This window comes from Aminobacter sp. DSM 101952 (assembly GCF_001424795.1).
GTDB lineage: Bacteria > Pseudomonadota > Alphaproteobacteria > Rhizobiales > Rhizobiaceae > Aminobacter > Aminobacter aganoensis.
The window spans coordinates 24,534-43,625 of record NZ_LMCL01000005.1 but is presented as its reverse complement, the minus strand read 5'-3'; the positions used below and the strand labels follow the sequence as shown (position 1 = coordinate 43,625).

Below are 19,092 nucleotides of genomic sequence, written 5' to 3'. Positions count from 1 at the left end.
TCAATAGGTACGTATTAACTTACGTATTTTGCAAGTCGATGCGCAGCATGTGGTTGTCCCAGACATGCTGCGGGTCGTCGGTCGCCTCGCCGCCGGGCGCGACGATGAGACCGGCGCCGGTCGTGGCGAGGAAGCCGTCATGGTCGGGGGCGAGGCCGCAGACCTCGACCAGATCGTTCTTCGCCACCATCTTGCCCGTCTTCGCCTCGATCGTCGCCCAGGCATTGCCCTGCGGCGAGGAGACGGCAATCAACCCGGACTTGCGGTTGGCGGCGACCGAGCCGATGTAGTTGCGGAAGCCGCCGAGGATGTCCTCGGGCATGTCGAGCATCTGAAGCTCCTTGCCGCGTGCGGCGCGGCCGACGAGCAGCGGCCGTTCCGTCGCCGGGCCTTCGTGCTGGCAGCCGAACCAGACGGTGCCCTCGGCGTCGATGTCCATGTGCCGGATCGACAATTGGTGAAGCTTTTCAGGCAGTTCGTGCTTTTCGACGAGGTCGCCGGAAACGCGGTCGACCAGCACGAAGGACGGCTTCATGCTGGGGATGTTGAGCTTGGCGCGGCCGAAATCCGGGTGGGTCTCGATGCCGCCGTTGCAGATCGCCAGCGTGCGGCCGTCGCCGAGCAGGATCAGTTCGTGCGGGCCGACGCCATGGGTCGGGAATTCGTGGAGACGGCGGAAGCCATCGCGGGCATCGTAGACCCCGACCATTCCGGCTGCGTTGTCGAAGTCGTTCTCTGTGACGTAGAGCAGCGCGCCGTCGGGCGAAAAGACACCGTGGCCGTAATAGTGCCGGCCGGCGATGCTCGGGATGGTCAGTGGTGCTTCCTTGCCGGTGTGGTCGAACACCGTCATGAAGGTGCCGGGCTGGCGGGCGAAGACCACGGACTTGCGCGAGTTGGGATCGAAGGTGACGTCGTGGCCGCGTTCGGGCAGGGCGACGCTGTGCAGGATCTTGCCGGCTTCCGACAGCACGGCGACGCCATATTCGCCAGTGCGCGCTTGGTAAGCCGTGGCGAACATGGCGTCGGCTTCGAGCGCCAGCGCACGCTTGGCCGGCGACAGCGCCGATAGGAAGGTGACGCCAGCCGCCGTGAGGAAATCGCGGCGGTCGAACAGGGGCGTGCGCATCGCAGGACCCTCAGTCGCCGTCGAGCGAGGAGAAGCCGGCGGTGAGGCCGAGCGCACCGGCAAGCCGGGTGCCGAACAGCTCCGACAGGCCGGAGGTGACGACGCCGAAGTAATTGAGCTTGCCGCGCTTTTCGGCATCGCTGAGGGCGGCATCGATCGGGCCGGTGACGGCAGCCGCGGCGTTCTGCGCATTGGCGAACTCAAAGTCGATCGACTGGGCGACCCACTGGAAATCGTCGGGCAGCAGGCTGCCGAACTGCGAGGCGTCGAACAGCGCCTTCATGCCGGCGATGTTGCCGCCGAGCGCCGCCGGGGTTCCTTGCGAGCGCCAGTAGAGCGCCTGTTTCGGCTTGTCGGAGGTGGCATCCTCGCCAAGGAAGCCGTTGACGCGCACGTCGCGCACCAGTTCGAGCCCGTTGACATAGACCTCGAGCAATTCGGTGATCGCTTCGGTGGCGTTGCGGTAGAGCGGGTTTTCGGCGTCCGGATGGGTCCACTGGGCGGCGAAACCCTTGTCGTCGCGCCAGGCGGCCTCGACGTCGGACGCGATGGTGCCGATATTGCCCGAGATCGCCTTGCCATAGGCGCAGCGATAGGCGCCTTCGGCCCCGGCGAGTTCGTCGGCTCCGGTGCCGAACAGCACGAACTCCAGCGCCCCGAGGCCCTGCATGGCGACGCTCTTCCGGGCCAGCCTCGTGGCATCGGTCGCCGTTGCGTCCTTGTTGGCCAGGGCCGCCTGCACCTGCTTGAGGCCTGTGCCCTTGCGGTCGGGCCAGAACAGGATGCGCTCCAGCCGGTTCTGCTCGGTGATCGGGCCGAAGCGGATGATCTCGACTTCCGACCATGTGGCGGTGGTCTTCGAGAACTGTTGGCGTGCGGCATCCAGATTGCCGTCCGACGGCGCCGTGCAGAGCGTATCCATCGACTTGCCAAGCGTTTCGGTGGCGCCGACCAGCCGGCCGTAGGCCGGCCGGATGAAGCCGTCGATGGCATCTGCAATCACCTTGTCCGACGCCGGGTTGGCGTGGGCCGCAGGCACGGCGAGGGTGAGGCACAGGAATGCCGCTGCAAGCGCGCGTCTGGTCATCAGAGCGACTCCAGGAATTTGATCAAAGCATCGCGGTCGGGCGCAGGAAGTGCTGCGAAACGGTCTCGGGCGGCCTGGCCTTCGCCGCCATGCCACAGGATGGCTTCGGTCAGGTTGCGGGCGCGGCCGTCATGCAGGAAGAAGGTGTGGCCGTTGACGGTCTGGGTCAGGCCGATGCCCCACAGCGGCGGCGTCCGCCACTCGCTGCCTGTAGCGTCGCCGACCTGCTGGCCGTCGGCGAGGCCATCGCCCATGTCGTGCAGCAGGAAGTCGGAATAGGGCCAGACCAGCTGGAACGCCTGCGCCTTGTTGGGTGTGTCGCGGCGGGTGACGAATTTCGGCGTGTGGCAGGAAGCGCAGCCGGCCTCGTAGAACATCTGCTTGCCGCGCAGGACCTCCGGCTTGTCGATGTCGCGGCGAGCGGGCACGGCGAGGTTCTGCGAATAGAAGGTGACGAGGTCCATGATCGGATCGGGCGCTTCCGCCGGCCCCAGCCTGTCCTGCACGCCGTTGGGCATGGCCAGGCAGCCGCCTTGCGCCTTGGTGCAGTCGCCCCAGTGGTGCGGCACGTCGGGCGTCGAGATGCCGATGTCGCCGGCAAAGGCGTCGGCCGACTGCTGGCGGATCGACGGCGTCTGCGCCTTCCAGCCGAAGCGGCCGAGCGTCAGCTCCCCGCTCTTGCCGTCGCGCAGGATGGAGGGCTTGCCGGAGATGCCGTCGCCGTCCCTGTCGTCGGGATCGGCATTGGCGAGGATGTCGGCGGGATGGATCTGCTCGACAAGCCCGAGGCCGATCATCTGCGGCGTGACGCGCGGCGACAGTGTCGTGCCCGGGTTCATCGCGCCATAGGCGAGGTCGCTGACCGAATAGCTCGGCTTGCGCAACGAAAGCTTCGTGCCGTCGGCAAGCTCGACCGGAATCTCCTGATAGGAGATGACCATGCGGCCTTCGCCCTTGAGCCCGGGCACGGCCAGGTCCTGGAACTGGCCGCCATAGGTAGGATCGGGGAAATTCAGCACCTTGCGGTCGGCGAGCGCTGCCTTTTCCTCTTCCGTCTCGGCGCCCCGGGCGAGCCGCAGGAACATCGAGGTGGCGTCGGCATTGCCTTCGGGCGGATGGCCGCGACCGTCCTTCAGGTGGCAGCTCTGGCAGGCGCGCGCATTGAACAGCGGGCCGAGCCCGTCCGACGCCTGGGTCGAGGACGGCGACGACACCCACAGCTTGCGGAACATGCCGTTGCCGAGCTTGAAGGTGCCTTCTTCCTCGAAGGTGATGTTGGCGGAGGAATGCGAGAATGCGTCCTGGTTGACGCGCTTCTCCGAGGTGCCGGCGCCGCCCTGCATCCGTTCGAACTGCTCGGGCCTGGAGAAGTCGGTCGTTGGCCTGACGACCTTTTCGACGCGGGCCTTGTCCTTGGGCTTGAGGTCGTGGCGCTCGGTGGCCAGACCGGCCGGAACCGGCTCGCCGGAGGCCGAGGGCACGGCCGCAGCGAGGAGGATCAGGCTCGATGCGACGACGGTGCGAAGCGCCCGGGCGCTTCGCGTCTCGTCGGCCTGGTTGGTGCTGAGAGGTGCACCCGGCAGGTTGCGGCGCTTGGTCAGAAAAGTGCGCCGCATTCCGGCATGTCCTATTCGGCCTTGTCAGCTGTCTCGGCGTTGAGCTGGCCGTACTTCTCTTCGCCAATCTCGTTGAGCAGCTGCAACTGCGTCTCCAGGAAGTCGATATGGCCTTCCTCGTCGGCAAGCAACTCCTCGAAGAGCTTCATGGATACGTAGTCGCCATGCTGGGAGCAGACGTCCCGCGACTTCTTGTAGGAGGTGCGGGCGTCATATTCGCCGGCAAGATCGCTCTCGAGCACTTCCTTGACGTTCTGGCCGATGCGCAAGGGGGCCAAGGACTGCAGGTTGGGGTGGCCTTCGAGGAAGATGATGCGCGCGACAAGCTTGTCGGCGTGGTGCATCTCCTCGATCGATTCCTCGCGTTCCTTCTTGGCCAGCTTGCCGTAGCCCCAGTCCTCGAGCAGGCGGTAGTGCACCCAATACTGGTTGACCGCGCCGAGTTCGAGGAAAAGCGCTTCGTTAAGCCGCTCGATGACCTGTTTTTCGCCCTTCATTGATCCTACTCCCGAATTGGACCCGCAACTCTCTCACACGATCCATGTGTGAAACGATATCCACCCCACTCGCCTCACTACGAGCGTGATAGGCTTCGGTGACCCGAATGATCGTTTCGACCACATTTGGAAAGCAGCCGCAACAGCGCCCGCGCTTTTGCAGCGTGTGATAGACCTTTGCTGGCACAATCAGGGACCACGGATCCCTGTCCAGGAGTTCAATGATCGTGTCTTCGATCTCCTTCTGGGTGATCAGGTTGCAATGGCAGATCAGCATGACTTGCTCTGGGCTGGCTGGCGGCGCGCGTCGTGCGCGCCGCGTGGCTTGAATTATCTAGGTACGGCAGGCGCTCACTGGAAGACCTTGTCCGGAGCGTCGAGGCTGTCCGAGCCCTCGAAGGCGATGGCGTCGAGCTTGAGCACCGCGACCGCGCGCTCGATCGACTTGGTCTGGTCCACCAGCGCGTCGATCGCCGCCTGGACGGTGGCGTTGCCCTCGGCATTGCCTTCGCCGATCTGCTGGTCGTAGGCCTCGCCGCCGACGGCGCGCGCCTGGATCGCTTCCATCTTGGCGACGGTGGTGTCCAGCTTGCCGGTCAGCTCGGTGTCGACGGCGGCGTCGGTTTCCTTGACCATGTCGGACACCGACGGTCCTTCGACGGTGGAGCCGTCGATGCGCTTGTAGCTGCCGTGATAGGCGTTGCGGATGCCGACCGCGTCGTAGAGATGCGAGATGTGGGTGTTGTCGGAGAAGCAGTCGTGCTCTTCCTCCGGATCGTGCAGCAGCAGGCCGAGCTTCATGCGTTCGCCGGCCAGTTCGCCGTAGGACAGCGAGCCCATGCCGGTGAGGATGGTCGAGATGCCGGCCTTGGCGTCGCCGTCGAGCAGCGCCTTGCGCGCAGCGCCGTCTGCCGTCCAGTTGCCGACCATCTCTTCGAGGTCGGCGACCAGAAGGTCGGTGGCCGCGTTGAGATACTGGCCGCGGCGGTCGCAATTGCCACCGGTGCAGTTGGCGGTGTCGTAGTCGGTGTGGGGGCGGTTGCCGGCGCCGGGGCCGGTGCCGTTGAGGTCCTGGCCCCAGAGTAGGAACTCAATGGCATGGTAGCCGCTGGCGACGTTGGCCTCGATGTCGCCGGCTTCCTGCAGCGTGCCGGACAGGAACTCGGGCGTGATCTTGGAGGCATCGACCTTCTGGCCGTTGATCTCGATCGACGGATTGGCGATCACATTGGCGGTGTAGAGCTTGTTCTCGTCGGATTCGGTGCCGTAGCTCTTGTCGACATAGTCGATCAGGCCTTCGTCGAGCGGCCAGGCGTTCACGCGGCCTTCCCAGTCATCGACGATGGAATTGCCGAAACGATAGACTTCGGTCTGCTGGTAGGGAATGCGGGCCGCCTTCCAGGCTTCGCGCGCTGCATTGAGCGTTTCCGTCGACGGCTTGGCGATCAGCGCCTCGACCGCGGCGTCGAGCGCCTTGGCGGTGGTCAGCGAGTCCTCGTACTTGGCCAGCGCGATGTCGGAATAGGTGGTCAGCACCGCCTTGGCGTCGGTCTCGGCCTTGGCCGGCAGCACGAAGATGGCGGCGGTCAGCGCCGTCGTTGCCGCAATGGCGGCAAGCCTGCCGACGTGCCGGTTGCGCGAGATGGATGCAGGCATGGTCTCTCCTCAGTGAACCAGATGGCGCTGGCGGGCGCCGGAAAATCGTGTGCCGGCAGCGACTTGCTGCAGCGGCGGCATGGGTTCGAATGAAAGCTGAGGGGTGGCCGGGCTTCGGACATGCGCACGTCTCGAAGCCCGTTTCGGGCTCGGCAAGACCATGCTGCACACAGCCGCGCCATGGCGCGGTTCGACGAAGGCAGGCACCCGATAGGCTCCAATCGAAAGGGTTAAAGGCCCAGACATCAAAGACAGGCGCTGTAAAGCACAGCTTCATAAAAGCGTTGCGTCTGCAAAAGTCAACGCAAATTGCGCCAAAAAGTGTAACAGGATCAATAGTTTAGAATTATTCTAAACTGATTTTGTCCAGTTTGTGGCGCAGCGAATCCGCCAAGTCGTTGATTTGTCGAGATACGCATAGGTCTCGCGGCGTCCCGGCACACGCCGGCTGCGACAACGCGTAGCGGTCAGCCAAATGTGCCGGTGGACGGCAAATGCCGCCTGGCGCGCTTGACAGGCCGGCATCCGGCTGTCACCCAAAATTCCGTCCCTGGCCCCTTGTGGCCGCGCGGGCCAACGGCCATTTCCCCGGTGACTTCCCAATAGCGAGGCGGGCATGAAGAACGGTGTCGTGATTGTCGGTGCAGGCCATGCCGGGGTCCAGGCCGCCGCCAGCTTGCGCGAGGAAGGCTATGACGGCCCGGTCATCCTGCTCGGCGACGAGAAGGAGCTGCCCTACCACAAGCCGCCGCTGTCCAAGACCTTCATCAAGGACGCCGCAGCCCAGCCGCAGCCACTGCGCGGCGAAGCCTTCTACACCGGCCACACCATCGATTTTCGCCCGGGCTCGCTGGTCGAGCGCATCGACACCGCCGCCAACAGCCTGTCGTTGGCGGGTGGCGACAGCCTCGCCTACGACCACCTGATCCTTGCCACCGGCTCGCGCCCGCGCGTCCTGCCCTTGCCCGGCGCCGATCTTGCCGGCGTGCTGTCGCTGCGCTCGGTCGCCGACGCGCGGCTGATCCGCGACCACAGTGCCGCCTGCGAGGACGTCGTCGTCATCGGTGGCGGCTTCATCGGCCTGGAGATTGCCGCGACGCTCGCCGCCGGCGGCCGCCGCGTGACGGTGGTCGAGGCGCTGGATCGCCTGCTCGGCCGCGCCGTCGCCCCGCTGATCGCCGAGCATGTGCGCCAGCGGCTGGAAGCCTCGGGCGTCCGCATCCTGCTCAAGACCACCATCGAGCGCATCGAGGGCGAGGGTGGCCACGTGTCGGGAGCGCTGACGTCGGCCGGCGAAAGGCTGCCGGCAAAGATGGTCATCATCGGCATCGGCGTGGTGCCCAATGTCGAGCTTGCCGGGACCGCCGGCCTGACCATCGCCAACGGCATTCGCGTCGACGGCGCCATGCGCAGTTCGGTCGCCAACATCCTGGCGGTGGGCGACAATGCCAGCTATCGCCACTGGCAGACCGGTGGCGACGTGCGCCTGGAATCGGTGCAGAACGCCACCGACCAGTCGAAGCTCGCCGCCCGCACCATCGTTGGCCATGGCGGCGACTATGGCGCCGTGCCGTGGTTCTGGTCCGACATCGGCGACATGAAGCTGCAGATGGTCGGCCTGACCGCCGGCAGCGACCGCCAGATGCTGTCGGGAGACCCGGCCGAGAACCGCTTCTCGGTGTTCCATTTCATCGGCGACCGGCTGGCAGCGATCGAATCCGTCAACCGCCCAGCCGACCACATGCTCGGCCGCAAGATGCTCGGCCTCGGCTTCTCGCCGACGGCGGAGCAGGTCGCGGGTGGCGCCGAGGCGTTGAAGGCGGCACTTGCGGCGTTAGCTGCGGGATAGTTTTTCCGTTCTTTGCGCTGCCCTGATACGACTGCCGTGGTCGAAGGGCTCCCCAAAACCTCATGGTGAGCCTGTCGAACCATGGGGTTTTGGCATGCAGCAGGTGGCCTGGCGCCCTCGTGGTTCGACAGGCTCACCATGAGGGCTACTGAGTCGTTGCGCGCCCCAGTCTCATCGATGCAGGCGGGGGCTGGCCGCAACGCTGGCGACCCTCTCTCCTCGTCGCTCACGGGGGAGAAGGTAAGGGTGAGGGGCGATGCTACCCGCGTCGGGGCAGCGTCACCCCGCCCGCACGTCCCGGATCGACGCTTCCAGAATGTCCAGCGCCTCGGTCATCACCTCGTCCTGGATGGTGATCGGCGCGAGGAAACGGATGACGTTGCCGTGGACGCCGCAGGTAAGCAGGATCAGGCCCTTTTCCTGCGCCTTGAGCCGCACCGCATTGGTGAACTCCGCCGAGGGCATCCTGGTCTTGGCATCGTTGAACTCGACGGCGTTCATGAAGCCAGGGCCGCGGATGTCGGCGATCTCCGGGACGTCGTCGCGCAGTGATTCCAGCCGCTGCTTGAGCCGCGCGCCGAGCTGATTGGCGCGGTCGCAGAGGTTCTCGTCCTCGATGATGTCGAGCACGGCGTGCGCTGCGGCAATGCCGATCGGGCTGCCGCCATAGGTGCCGCCGAGGCCGCCGGGATTGGGCGCGTCCATCAGTTCGGCCCGTCCCGTCACCGCCGCCAGCGGAAAACCGCCGGCGAGGCTTTTCGCCATCGTCATCAGGTCGGGCGCGACGTCATGGTGGTCCATGGCGAACATCTTGCCGGTGCGGGCAAAGCCGGTCTGTACCTCGTCGGCGATCAGGAGCATACCATGCTGGTCGCAGATCTTGCGCAGCGCCGTCATGAAGTCGCGCGGCACCTCGTAGAAGCCGCCTTCGCCCTGGACCGGCTCGATGATGATGGCAGCGACGCGGGCCGGGTCGACATCGGCCTTGAACAGCCGGTCGAGCGCTGCGAGCGCATCGGCCACCGTCACGCCATGCAGCGGCACCGGGAAGGGCGCGTGGAACACGTCGCCCGGCATCGCGCCGAAGCCGGCCTTGTAGGGCTGTACCTTGCCGGTCAGCGCCATGCCCATGAAGGTGCGGCCGTGGAAGCCGCCGGCAAAGGCGATGACGGCCTGGCGGCCGGTCGCGTTGCGGGCGATCTTGATCGCGTTCTCCACCGCCTCGGCGCCCGTGGTGACGAAGACGGTGCGCTTGTCGCCCTTCATCGGGGCGATGGCGTTCAGCCTTTCGCCGAGCCGGACATAGCTCTCATAGGGCACGACCTGGTGGCAGGTGTGGGTGAAACGGTCGAGCTGGGCCTTTACGGCTTCGATGACGCGCGGGTGACGGTGGCCGGTATTGACCACGGCGATGCCGGAAGAGAAGTCGATGTAGCGGCGGCCCTCGACGTCCCAGATCTCGGAGTTCTCGGCCCGGTCGGCATAGACCTGCGTCGTCATGCCGACGCCGCGGGCGATGGTCTGCGTCTTGCGTTGTGAGATTTCGGCGTTCTTCATCGCGCGTCCTCCAACATTATGGGCGCCTTGCGCGCGCCAGACCGACGCCATATCTGCACCTCTCCCGGTTTTTCACAAGCCGTCATGACGGACGAAGGCCCCCGTTCCCGATGGCGCAAAAAAAATGCCGACGCCATGTCGGAATTGCGCATACTCGCGCGTCCTAGACATGAAGGAACCGAACCGATGCTCTATGCGATCCTCTGCTACAACAACGAAGACGTGGTCTGCGCCTGGTCGAAGGAACAGGACGACGAGGTGATGGCGCGCCTTCAGGTGGTGACCGGCAAGCTTCGCGACCAGGGCAGGCTCGGACCGGTGGCGCGGCTGATGCCGACCACGGCGGCCACGACCCTGCGCAAGACAAGGGACGAACCGCTGGTCATCGACGGTCCCTTCGCCGAAACCAAGGAACAGTTCCTCGGCTTCTACGTCGTCGACTGCGCAACCCTCGACGAAGCGGTCGATGTCGCCAAGGACCTGGCCGAGGCCAATCCCGGCGGCGGCTCCTACGAGCTTCGGCCGATAAGCGCCTTTTTCGCCCCTCGAGAGGTAGCATGACCGACCCGGCCTGGATCAACACGGCATTGTCTTCGGCCCGGCCGCAGGCCGTGGCAGCCCTGCTGCGCTATTTCCGCGACCTCGACACCGCGGAAGAAGCGTTCCAGGAGGCCTGCCTGCGCGCCCTGCGCACCTGGCCGAAGAACGGACCGCCGCGCGATCCGGCCGCCTGGCTGATCTTTGTCGGCCGCAACTCCGGCATCGATGCCGCCCGCCGCCGCAACAAGCAGGCGCCGATGCCGCCCGAGGAAACGATCTCCGACCTCGACGACGTCGAGAGTGCGGTCGTCGAACGCCTCGACGGCGCGCACTACCGCGACGACATCCTGCGGCTGCTGTTCATCTGCTGCCATCCCGACCTGCCGGCGACGCAGCAGATCGCGCTCGCCCTGCGCATCGTCTCGGGCATTCCGGTCAAGCAGATCGCCCGCGCCTTCCTGGTCGGCGAAAGTGCCATGGAGCAGCGCATCACCCGGGCCAAGGCGCGCATCGCCAATGCCGAGGTGCCGTTCGAGGCGCCGGGGCCGGTCGAGCGCTCGGAGCGGCTGGCGGCGGTGCTGGCCATGGTCTACCTCGTCTTCAACGAGGGCTATTCGGCGGGCGCCACCGAGATCGCCAACCGCGCGCCTCTCTGCGAGGAGGCGATCAGGCTGGCGCGGCTGCTGCTGCGCCTGTTCCAGACCGAGCCCGAGGTGATGGGGCTGACGGCGCTGCTCCTGCTGCAGCACGCCCGTGCCGCCGCCCGCTTCGATGCCGATGGCGAACTTGTGCTGATGGACGACCAGGACCGCAGCCTGTGGAACCGGGCCCTGATCGACGAAGGCCTGGCGCTGATCGACAAGGCGATGCGCCATCGCCGCTCCGGTCCCTACCAGATCCAGGCGGCGATCGCGGCGCTGCACGCCCGCGCCGCCCGCCCCGAGGACACCGACTGGGCCGAGATCGACCTGCTCTATTCGGTGCTGGAATCGATGACGCCATCGCCTGTCGTCACGCTCAACCGGGCCGTCGCCTATGCCAAGCTGCGCGGCCCGGAAGCTGCGCTCAAGCTGATCGAGCCGCTGGAACCCAAGCTCGCGGGCTACTTCCACTTCTTCGGCGTCAAGGGCGGGCTGTTGATGCAGCTCGGACGTGCCGAGGACGCGCGCGAGGCGTTCGGCCGGGCCATCGCGCTCGCCAACACCGCCGCCGAAGCGGCCCATATCCGCATGCATCTCGACCGGCTGTCGGCCGAGAGCCTCCCGCGCAACGGCATGTCGGCCTGATCGGCTTTCGCACCAGCCGCGCGGGCGAGTCGCCCGCGCGGCTGGTGCGTTGCCTGGCTTCCTCGGCTACCAGCGAAGCCAATATGGGAAGTGTCGATCGTCCCGTTCGGTGTTGGCAGGTGGCAGGGGCGTTTTCTTGTCGGCCGGCACGTCGACGACCTTGCGATAGAGGTGCCACGTCGCATGGCCGAGGACCGGGATGACGACTGCGAGGCCTGCCAGGAACGGCAGCGACCCGATCAGCAGCGCCACCGCGACGATCAGGCCCCACAGCAGCATCGGCACCGGATTGCTCTGCACTGCCCGTACCGAGGTCTCGACCGCGGCATAGGCGCCGACATCGCAGTCGAGCAGCAGTGGAAAGGCGACGACGGTGGTGCAGAGCACCACCAGGGCGAACAGGAATCCGATCAGATTGCCGAGCACGATCAGCGTCCAGCCGCGCTGGGTGGTGAAGAGATCCTCGAAGAACGCTGCGGTCGACTGCGGGGCGTCCGCTCCGTAAAGCCATGCGTACAGCCCCTGCGCGACCAGGAGCCATGCGACGAACAGCACGAGCAGCATGATGCCGATCGCCACCATTGCAGGAATGGCCGGCGAAAGCCTGACGTCGAAGGCATGCCTCCAGGACGTGTCGAGGTTTTGCTCGCGCCTTCGGCTGATCTCGTACAGCCCGATTCCGGCGAAGGGCCCGAGCAAGGCGAAGCCCGACATCAGCGGGAAAATGAGCTGCAGGGCGTTGCCGCCCGATGTCCATGTGATCAGAAACACGCCGACGATCGGGTAGATCAGACACAGGAAAACGTAATGCGACGGCTTGTCCCAAAAATCGTCGAAGCCGCGGCGCAAGGCGTCAAACACGTCCGCGACCGTTATCCGGCGGATGGCGGGATGCTCGAGCGTATTGGTGGCGCCTGCGTACACATGGAAGCTTGCCATGACCACTCCTCCTTTGGGGTGGGTCGCGGCCCGGGTTCAGCATGAGTGGTCACACCAAAACCGCGACCTTCACCATGTCAAAATATAACGTGCTTCGAGCGATTTGACGACTCTGGTCGAACGGGTCCTGGGCCCGCGGTGGCCGTGCCCGTTGCGGCGCCCAGGCTCTTGCTGGCAGCGTGTCAGGCGCTGTAGCGCCGCGGGAAGGTCGAGATCGCACGGGCCGCCGTCTCGACGCCGCGCGCAAGGGCAGCACCGAGCGAGCCGCCCCTGGCAAGGGACGCGAGGAAGGCGGCATTGAACGTGTCGCCGGCGCCGACGGTGTCGATGACCTCGACCCTCGGCGATGGCGCATGAAAATGCGCGCCGCCGGCAAAGGCATGGGCACCCTGCGCGCCGTCCTTGACCACCAGCGTGTGCGCGGCGCCGATCTGGCCGACGAGCAAGGCGGTCGCGGCGTCGAGATCGTCGATGCCGGCCAGCCCCTTGGCCTCCTCGGCATTGATCAGCGAGATGTCGGCCGCAGCGATCCAGGCATTGACCTGCCGCTTGTTCGCCTCGGTCCAGCCGACCGGCGGCCAGCCGGGATCGATGGCGGTGCGCCAGCCCTTGGCCGACAGCGCCTCGAGCAGGGTCGTCGTGCCGGCCTCGATGCGCGGCATCAGGTGTCCGCCGGAGATCAGCGCCAGGGCATTGTCGCCCGGCGCCTGCGGCAGCCTCTCGATCAGGTCTTCGAGGCTGGCGCGCTGCAGGTGTCCCGGCGTGGTGAAGAACACCCGGTCGCCGCCCTTGTGGACGATGCCGACCGTCAGCGTCGTATCGCAGGGCTCGACGATCCATTCGCAGGAGGCGGCGTCGAACTGCCCGCTCAGCCACGCTCCGTTGGGGTCGTTGCCGACGGATGCGATCATCAGATGGTTTTCGCCCATGCCGGCGAGCGCAAGCGCTGTGTTGCCGGCGGAGCCGCCCGGACGCATCTCGGAGCGGTCGACGACCACTTCGGTGCCGACGGCGGGCCAGCCGTCGACCTCGCCGAGCACCAGGTCGACATTGACATTGCCGAGAACGAGCAGCGTCGGAACGGTCATAAGTCCTGCCTATGCAATGGCAGCGGCCGCCCCGATGGGAGCGGACGCCGGTATGTCAGTGTCGGTCACGCGCCGGTGCGCGCCACCACCGGCACATAGTCTTCGAGTTCGGGGGCAGGGAAGCTGACCGTTCCGTTGATCTCGGCAGAGCGATAGAGCCCCATCAGGATCTCGACCACCGCAAGCCCGTCGTCGAAGGTTTCGATCGGCTTCTCGCCCTTGCGGAAGCACTCCACCATGTGACGATTCTCGTCGGTATAGCCGTAGATGCCGGCTTCGTCTTCAAGAACCGGCATCAGGCCCTGCTCGGCGTTCTGCTTTTCGACCAGGTCCTCGCCTTCGGCGCCCTTGACCTCGCGCGACATGAACACCTTGAGGCCGGTGTTGAGTGAGTTGAACTCCATCGCATATTCCGGCCCGAGCAGTTCGAGCTGGATGCGCAGCCCGGCGCCGACATAGGCCCATGAGGTCGTCGCTTCGATCACCAGCTCGTTGCCGTCCTCGTCCTCGAGCAGGATCGTGCCGCGGGCGAAATCCTCGGACGGGCGGTTGCGGTAGTCGACTTCGGTGCCGAAGCGCTTCCGGAGCTGGTCGGCATAGTTGGGCCGCGTCCATTTGAGGTTGGCGACGGTGCCGCTGACCTGCTTGATGGTCAGCGACTTGCGCTCGGCACCTGGCTTGGTCAGCAGGTGCCGCGCCACCTCGACGCTGTGGCACATCATGTCGGAGAGTACGCCGCCGCCCTGCTTGTCGCCCTGCCAGAACCACGGCTCGTGCGGGCCGGAATGCTCCTCGGCGGCGCGCGCCAGGTAGGGCCGGCCGGTGGCCGACGCGGCACGTCGCCAGATGATGTCCTTGCCGCGGATGACCGGGGTGCAGAACACCTGGTTTTCGAGATAGCCGTGGTTGAGGCCGGCGTCTTCGGCGAGGCGCAGCATCTCGCGCGCTTCGGCGATGGTGCGGGCGAGCGGCTTCTCGCAGGCGACGGCGATGACCTTGCTGCGGCCTGCCTTCACCTGGGCGTGCAGCGTGCGCATTACGTCGAGGCGGGTGTAGTTGGGCGAGAGAATCCAGATCGCGTCGACGTCGCCGGCATTGACCAACGACTCCAGGCTGTCATGGCTGGTGCATTCGCCGAGGCCGAGCTCGGCGACGCGGGCGGCAAACCGGGCGCGGTTCTCGGCCTTGCGGCTGAAGACGCCGGTGACGTCGACATTGCGCACGCCGAGCATGCCCCTGAGGTGGAATTCCGCGATGAAGCCGCTTCCGACGAAGCCGACGCGCAGCCGCTGTTTGGGCAATCCGGTCATGGTCGATCCCTCATTTTCCTGAATGTCTGATGTCATTTCGGCGCCGGCGCCGTGGTGCCGCGCACCTTCAGCGTCGTCGGCAGCATGGCCGGCTTGCGCGGCGTCAGCCCGCCGGCCAGCATGTCGAGCAGCATGTTCATGGCGGCGCGGCCGATCTCGGTGCGCGGCTGGCTGACGGTGGTCAGCGGCGGGTAGAAGGCCTCGCTCAGGAACAGATCGTCGAAGCCGACGACGGAGACGTCTCCCGGCACGTCGAGCCCGAGGCGGCGCAGTTCATGGATCACGCCGAAGGCCATTTCGTCGTTGGCGACGAAGATCGCCGTCGGCGGTTGCGGCAGCTCGAACAGCTCCCGGCAGAGCCGCTGGCCGGTGTGCAGCAGGTAGTCGCCGACCGGCTCGTAGCCGTCCGGGATGGCGAGCCCGGCGGCCTGCATGGCGGCGCGGTAGCCGTTGCGGCGGCTGACGCTCATGATCTCCGGCACCGGGCCCGAGACGTGGGCGATGCGCTTGTGGCCGAGCCCGATCAGGTGCTCGACGGCGTCTCGCGCGGCACCTTCGTTGTCGATCATGACATGGGGGAAGCCGGCGTCGCGGATCTCCTCCAGCGCCACCACGATGGGCGCGTCGGCGACCGAATCGACAAAGCCATCGCGCGCCGGCAGCTTGCCGGTCATCAGGATCATGCCGTCGGCATGGCCGTCGCGCAGCATGTCGAAATACTCGACCTCGCGGTCGGAGTCGTTTTCGGTGTTGCCCATCAGGACGGAATAGCCGGCGGCCCGGGCGGTGGCTTCGACGCCCTTCAGGATCTCGAGATAGAACGGGTTGCCGACGTCGCGGACCACCATCAGCACGGCCATGGCGCGTTGCGTGCGCAGGTTGCGCGCACTGACATTGGGCCGGTAGTTCATCTCGCGGGCGACCTCGCGGATGCGGCTGAGCGTCGGTTCGGCCACCAGCCCGCTGTCGGAGAGCGCGCGCGACACGGTGGCGGCGGAGACGCCGAGCCGTTCGGCGATGTCCTTGATCTTGGGCCGCTCGTTCATCCGCGCATCGCCCGCCCGCGTCCGTAGAACAGCATCAGCAGCAGCAGCGTGGCGCCGAACACCATCTGCCGGCCGGATTCGTCGATGTGGACCGTGGTCAGGATGCCCTGCAGGATAACCAGCAGAAGCGCGCCCGCCATGGTGCCGGTGTAGCCGCCCTTGCCGCCGGACAGCGGCGTGCCGCCGAAGACGACGGCGATGATCGAGGCCAGCATGTACTGCTCGCCGACATTGGCGAAGGACGAACCGGAATAGCCGAGCAGGCAGATGCCGGTGATGGCGGCGAACACGCCCGACAGCATGAACAGCGAGATGCGCATCGCCCGGACCGGCACGCCGGCCATGTAGGCGGCCTGCTCATTGGAGCCGATGGCGTAGATGCGGTGGCCGTAGACGGTGCGGGTCAGCATGAAGGCCATCAGCAGCCCGATCGCCACCCACAGCCAGATGATGCCGGGCAGGCCGAGCAGGAAGGGCTGGGTGACGAAGCGCGACAGGCCGGGCGCGGCGAAGCCCGAGGGGATGCCGTTGCGGACGACGACCAACAGGCCCTGCAGCACGCCGAGCATGCCGAGCGTCATCACCAGCGGCGGGATGCGCAGCAGCGTGACGCCCATGCCGTTGATCAGGCCGATGAAGGCGCCGGCCGCCATGCAGGCGAGCACCGCCGGCACGATGGCGCTGTCGGCACCGTTCATGACGTTGCCGGCGATGATGGCCGAGAGCGATATGACGCCGCCGACCGACAGGTCGATGCCCTCGCGGCCGCCGAGGATGACGAGGTTCTGGCCCGCGGCGACGATGCCGAGCAGGGCGGCGACGATCAGCAGGCGCAGGATCTGCTGGGCCGAGGCGAAGCCGGGCGACAGCACTTCGCCGAGGATCAGCAGCGCCGCGATCAGGATCAGCGCCACCACCAGCGGCTGCTTGAGGAAGGTCAGCACGGGCGAGGGCGCGGGCGCCTTGGCCGGGGTCTGGGTCGTGGCGGTCATGCGCGTGCCCTCCGGCCGACGAGGACGCCGGCCATCAGCGCCACCAGGATGGCGAGGCCCTGGACCAGGTTCTGCCATTCGGACGGCGTGCCGACGAAGAACACCAGCGAGTTGATCAGGCCGATGATCAGCGCCCCGATGATCGAGCCGACGACGGTGCCGAAGCCGCCCGACAATGCGCTGCCGCCGAGCACCACCGCCGCCACCGAGAACAGGGTCATCTTGCCGCCGACCAGCGGGTCGCCGCTGGCTGTGTCGCCGGTGATGCAGAAGGCGGCGAGTGCTGCGAACAGGCCGCACAGCGCGTAGCCCTGGATGCGGATTTTCGTGACCGGCAGGCCGCTCTGGAAGGCCGCCTGCGCGTCGTCGCCGACGGCGAGGAGCTGGGTGGCGAGGCGGGTGCGGGCCAGCACGTAGAGCATGATGGCCAGCACCACGACGGCGTAGAACACGAACGGGACCTCGAAGAAGCGGCCGCCATAGGTGCGCCAGAAGGCGGCGGGCGCCGGGGTTCCGGCGACCGGCATGACGTAGAGCGCCAGCCCGGTGAAGAAGATCGAGGTGGCGAAGGTGGCGACGATCGCCTGCAGACGCAGTGCGGCCACCACGATGCCGTTGACGATGCCGCAGGCAAGCCCGGTGAGCAGGCCGACGCCGAGGGCCACGACAACCGAAAAGCCGCTGCCGCCCATCTTTTCCATCAGCACGACGATGACGACATTGACCAGCGAGACGATGGCCCCGACCGACAGGTCGATGTCGCCGGCATAGACGACATAGGTCTGGGCGATGGCGAGCATCATCAGCGCCAGATAGGTCTTGGTCAGGCCGGTGATGCCGATGAAGCTGACGCTGCGCGGCTGGTAGAGGCCGTTGAGCGCCAGCAGCACCAGCGCGATCAGCAGCGCCGGCAGGAACGGATGGCGTTCGACGAGGCGCTTGAGCCCGCCGCCTGGCTTTTGCGTGGAAAGGGTCGCGGTCGTCATCACGCGGCCTCGTAAGCTGCCTGGTAGAGATTGTAGCGCGTGCGGTCTGCGCCGATGAGTTCGCGCCGCACCGACCCGCCGTTGAAGACGAGGATGCGGTCGGCATTGTTGAGCAGTTCGGCGTCTTCCGAGGAGTAGAGCACGATGCCCATGCCCTCTTCGGCGAGCTTGCGGATCAGCGCAAACAGGTCCGCCTTGGCCGACAGGTCGATGCCCTTGGTCGGGTCGTCGAGCAACAGCACGTCGGGCCGGTCGATCAGCCAGCGGGCGATGACGATCTTCTGCTGGTTGCCGCCCGACAGCGAATTGATGGGATGGCTGAGCCCGCCGAACTTGGTGTGCAGCGCCTCGAGCGCCGGCTTCACCCGCGCCGCGAGCGCTGCCGGCCGGGCCAGCTTCAGCTTCTGCCGGAGATAGTGGATCGGCGTCGCGTTCTCGATGATCGGCCGGCCCTGGATGACGCCGTCGCGGCTGCGGTCGCCGGAGACATAGGCGAGGCCGCGCCGGATAGCGTTGCGCGGGTTGGACGGCGCGAAGGCCGAGCCGCCGAGGGTGATCGTGCCGCCCGCCGCGGGATTGGCGCCGAAGATGGCGCGCAGCACCGCTGACTGGCCCTGGCCGTGCAGGCCGCCGAAGCCGAGGATCTCGCCCCGGGCGACCTCGAAGCTGACATTGGCAAAGCCCTTGCCGGAAAAGTTCTCGGCCTTGAGCACGGCCGCCTTGCGGTCGGTCGCCGCTGCCGGCGGCGCGCTGGCGCCGGCGGCGAGCTCGTCCTGGCCGCCGACCATCAGCCGGATCACGGCTGCCGGGTTGGTGTCGGCGATGTTTTCGGTGCCCACCGTCTCGCCGTCGCGGATGACGGTGACGCGGTCGCCGATGGCGAAGATCTCGTCCATGCGGTGCGAGATGAAGATGATGCTGCGGCCCCCAGCCTTCAGGTCGCGCAGGATTTCGAAGAAGCGGTCGACCTGGGCCCGGTCGAGCGCCGAGGTCGGTTCGTCGAAGATGGTGATCGGCGCTTCGGTCGCCAGTGCCTTCATGATCTCGACCAGTTGGCGCTGGTCGGCGCGCAGGTTTTCCACCACCGCTTCCGCCGAAAAGCCTTCGCCGGCGACCGTGTCGAACAGCGCGATGTATCGTGCGGCGCGGGTCTCCAGCGCCTTGCGGTCGACGAAGATGCCACCCGGCATGTCGGGCAGGCAGATGTTTTCCGCCACCGTCCTGTGCCCGGCCAGGCTGAGCTCCTGGTAGAAGATGCCGATGCCATGCTCGCGCGCCGCATGCGGGCCGGTGATGGTCACCGGCTTGCCGTCGATCAGGATCTCGCCACCGTCGGGCCGCACGCTGCCGGCCAGCACCTTGCACAGCGTGCTCTTGCCCGAGCCGTTGGAGCCGATCAGCACATGCACTTCGCCGGCTTCGACCGTCAGGTCGCCGCGGCGCAAGGCCAGGGTGGCGCCGTAAGCCTTGCTTACGCCGCGCATGATGAGTTTCGACATTGTGGTGGCTTTCCG

17 protein-coding genes are annotated in these 19,092 nt (G+C 66.6%); 3 read left to right on the top strand and 14 right to left on the bottom strand.

Going from position 1 to position 19,092, the window contains the following annotated elements:
* Nucleotides 1-19 precede the first annotated feature (19 nt).
* The 6 genes from ASC75_RS06860 to ASC75_RS06840 form a co-directional block, all read right to left on the bottom strand.
* Complete coding sequence (locus tag ASC75_RS06860; protein WP_055972122.1) at nt 20-1,129, bottom strand: DUF1513 domain-containing protein; 1,110 nt, start codon at nt 1,127-1,129, stop codon at nt 20-22.
* Nucleotides 1,130-1,139: 10 nt separating this feature from the next.
* A complete protein-coding gene (locus ASC75_RS06855) occupies nt 1,140-2,216 on the bottom strand; it encodes an imelysin family protein (RefSeq protein WP_055972119.1) in 1,077 nt (358 codons plus the stop codon).
* A complete protein-coding gene (locus ASC75_RS06850) occupies nt 2,216-3,832 on the bottom strand; it encodes a di-heme oxidoredictase family protein (RefSeq protein ID WP_082496427.1) in 1,617 nt (538 codons plus the stop codon). Before ASC75_RS06850 ends, ASC75_RS06855 begins: the two co-directional genes overlap by 1 nt.
* 11 nt (nt 3,833-3,843) lie before the next feature.
* A complete protein-coding gene (bfr, locus tag ASC75_RS06845; protein WP_055972116.1) occupies nt 3,844-4,329 on the bottom strand; it encodes a bacterioferritin in 486 nt (161 codons plus the stop codon).
* A complete protein-coding gene (locus ASC75_RS25235; RefSeq protein WP_082496426.1) occupies nt 4,295-4,606 on the bottom strand; it encodes a (2Fe-2S)-binding protein in 312 nt (103 codons plus the stop codon). Before ASC75_RS25235 ends, bfr begins: the two co-directional genes overlap by 35 nt.
* A 74-nt stretch (nt 4,607-4,680) precedes the next feature.
* A complete protein-coding gene (locus ASC75_RS06840) occupies nt 4,681-5,985 on the bottom strand; it encodes an imelysin family protein (RefSeq protein WP_055972113.1) in 1,305 nt (434 codons plus the stop codon).
* A 616-nt stretch (nt 5,986-6,601) separates the two neighbouring features.
* On the opposite strand from ASC75_RS06840, the gene ASC75_RS06835 reads away from it, so the two are divergent.
* Entirely contained in the window at nt 6,602-7,834 is a 1,233-nt protein-coding gene (locus tag ASC75_RS06835) for an FAD-dependent oxidoreductase (RefSeq protein WP_055972110.1), read from the top strand.
* Between the two features lie 279 nt (nt 7,835-8,113).
* Here the strand turns inward: ASC75_RS06835 and ASC75_RS06830 are convergent, their stop codons facing one another.
* The gene (locus tag ASC75_RS06830) at nt 8,114-9,391 is read right to left on the bottom strand and encodes a 4-aminobutyrate--2-oxoglutarate transaminase (RefSeq protein WP_055972107.1); all 1,278 of its coding nucleotides are present in this window, start codon (nt 9,389-9,391) and stop codon (nt 8,114-8,116) included.
* 186 nt (nt 9,392-9,577) lie between these two features.
* Between ASC75_RS06830 and ASC75_RS06825 the strand changes: the two genes are divergently transcribed.
* On the top strand, nt 9,578-9,952 hold the full coding sequence (locus ASC75_RS06825; RefSeq protein ID WP_055972105.1) for a YciI family protein: 375 nt from the start codon (nt 9,578-9,580) through the stop codon (nt 9,950-9,952).
* Nucleotides 9,949-11,217: an RNA polymerase sigma factor gene (locus tag ASC75_RS06820; RefSeq protein ID WP_055972103.1), complete on the top strand. Its 1,269-nt coding sequence runs from the start codon at nt 9,949-9,951 to the stop codon at nt 11,215-11,217. Before ASC75_RS06825 ends, ASC75_RS06820 begins: the two co-directional genes overlap by 4 nt.
* A 66-nt stretch (nt 11,218-11,283) precedes the next feature.
* On the opposite strand, the gene ASC75_RS06815 is transcribed toward ASC75_RS06820, so the two are convergent.
* From ASC75_RS06815 to ASC75_RS06785, 7 genes are all read right to left on the bottom strand, one after another.
* On the bottom strand, nt 11,284-12,156 hold the full coding sequence (locus ASC75_RS06815; RefSeq protein WP_055972100.1) for a DUF2189 domain-containing protein: 873 nt from the start codon (nt 12,154-12,156) through the stop codon (nt 11,284-11,286).
* Nucleotides 12,157-12,338: 182 nt separating this feature from the next.
* Nucleotides 12,339-13,244, bottom strand: coding sequence for a carbohydrate kinase family protein (locus tag ASC75_RS06810; protein WP_055972097.1), 906 nt, complete (start codon nt 13,242-13,244; stop codon nt 12,339-12,341).
* Between the two features lie 65 nt (nt 13,245-13,309).
* Entirely contained in the window at nt 13,310-14,554 is a 1,245-nt protein-coding gene (locus ASC75_RS06805; RefSeq protein WP_055972093.1) for a Gfo/Idh/MocA family oxidoreductase, read from the bottom strand.
* 32 nt (nt 14,555-14,586) lie between these two features.
* Nucleotides 14,587-15,600, bottom strand: coding sequence for a LacI family DNA-binding transcriptional regulator (locus tag ASC75_RS06800; RefSeq protein ID WP_055972089.1), 1,014 nt, complete (start codon nt 15,598-15,600; stop codon nt 14,587-14,589).
* Nucleotides 15,597-16,592: an ABC transporter permease gene (locus ASC75_RS06795; protein WP_055972086.1), complete on the bottom strand. Its 996-nt coding sequence runs from the start codon at nt 16,590-16,592 to the stop codon at nt 15,597-15,599. Before ASC75_RS06795 ends, ASC75_RS06800 begins: the two co-directional genes overlap by 4 nt.
* Nucleotides 16,589-17,581, bottom strand: a complete 993-nt coding sequence (locus ASC75_RS06790; RefSeq protein WP_162244902.1) for an ABC transporter permease — start codon at nt 17,579-17,581, stop codon at nt 16,589-16,591. Before ASC75_RS06790 ends, ASC75_RS06795 begins: the two co-directional genes overlap by 4 nt.
* Complete coding sequence (locus ASC75_RS06785; protein ID WP_055972080.1) at nt 17,578-19,077, bottom strand: sugar ABC transporter ATP-binding protein; 1,500 nt, start codon at nt 19,075-19,077, stop codon at nt 17,578-17,580. Before ASC75_RS06785 ends, ASC75_RS06790 begins: the two co-directional genes overlap by 4 nt.
* Between the last annotated feature and the right edge of the window lie 15 nt (nt 19,078-19,092).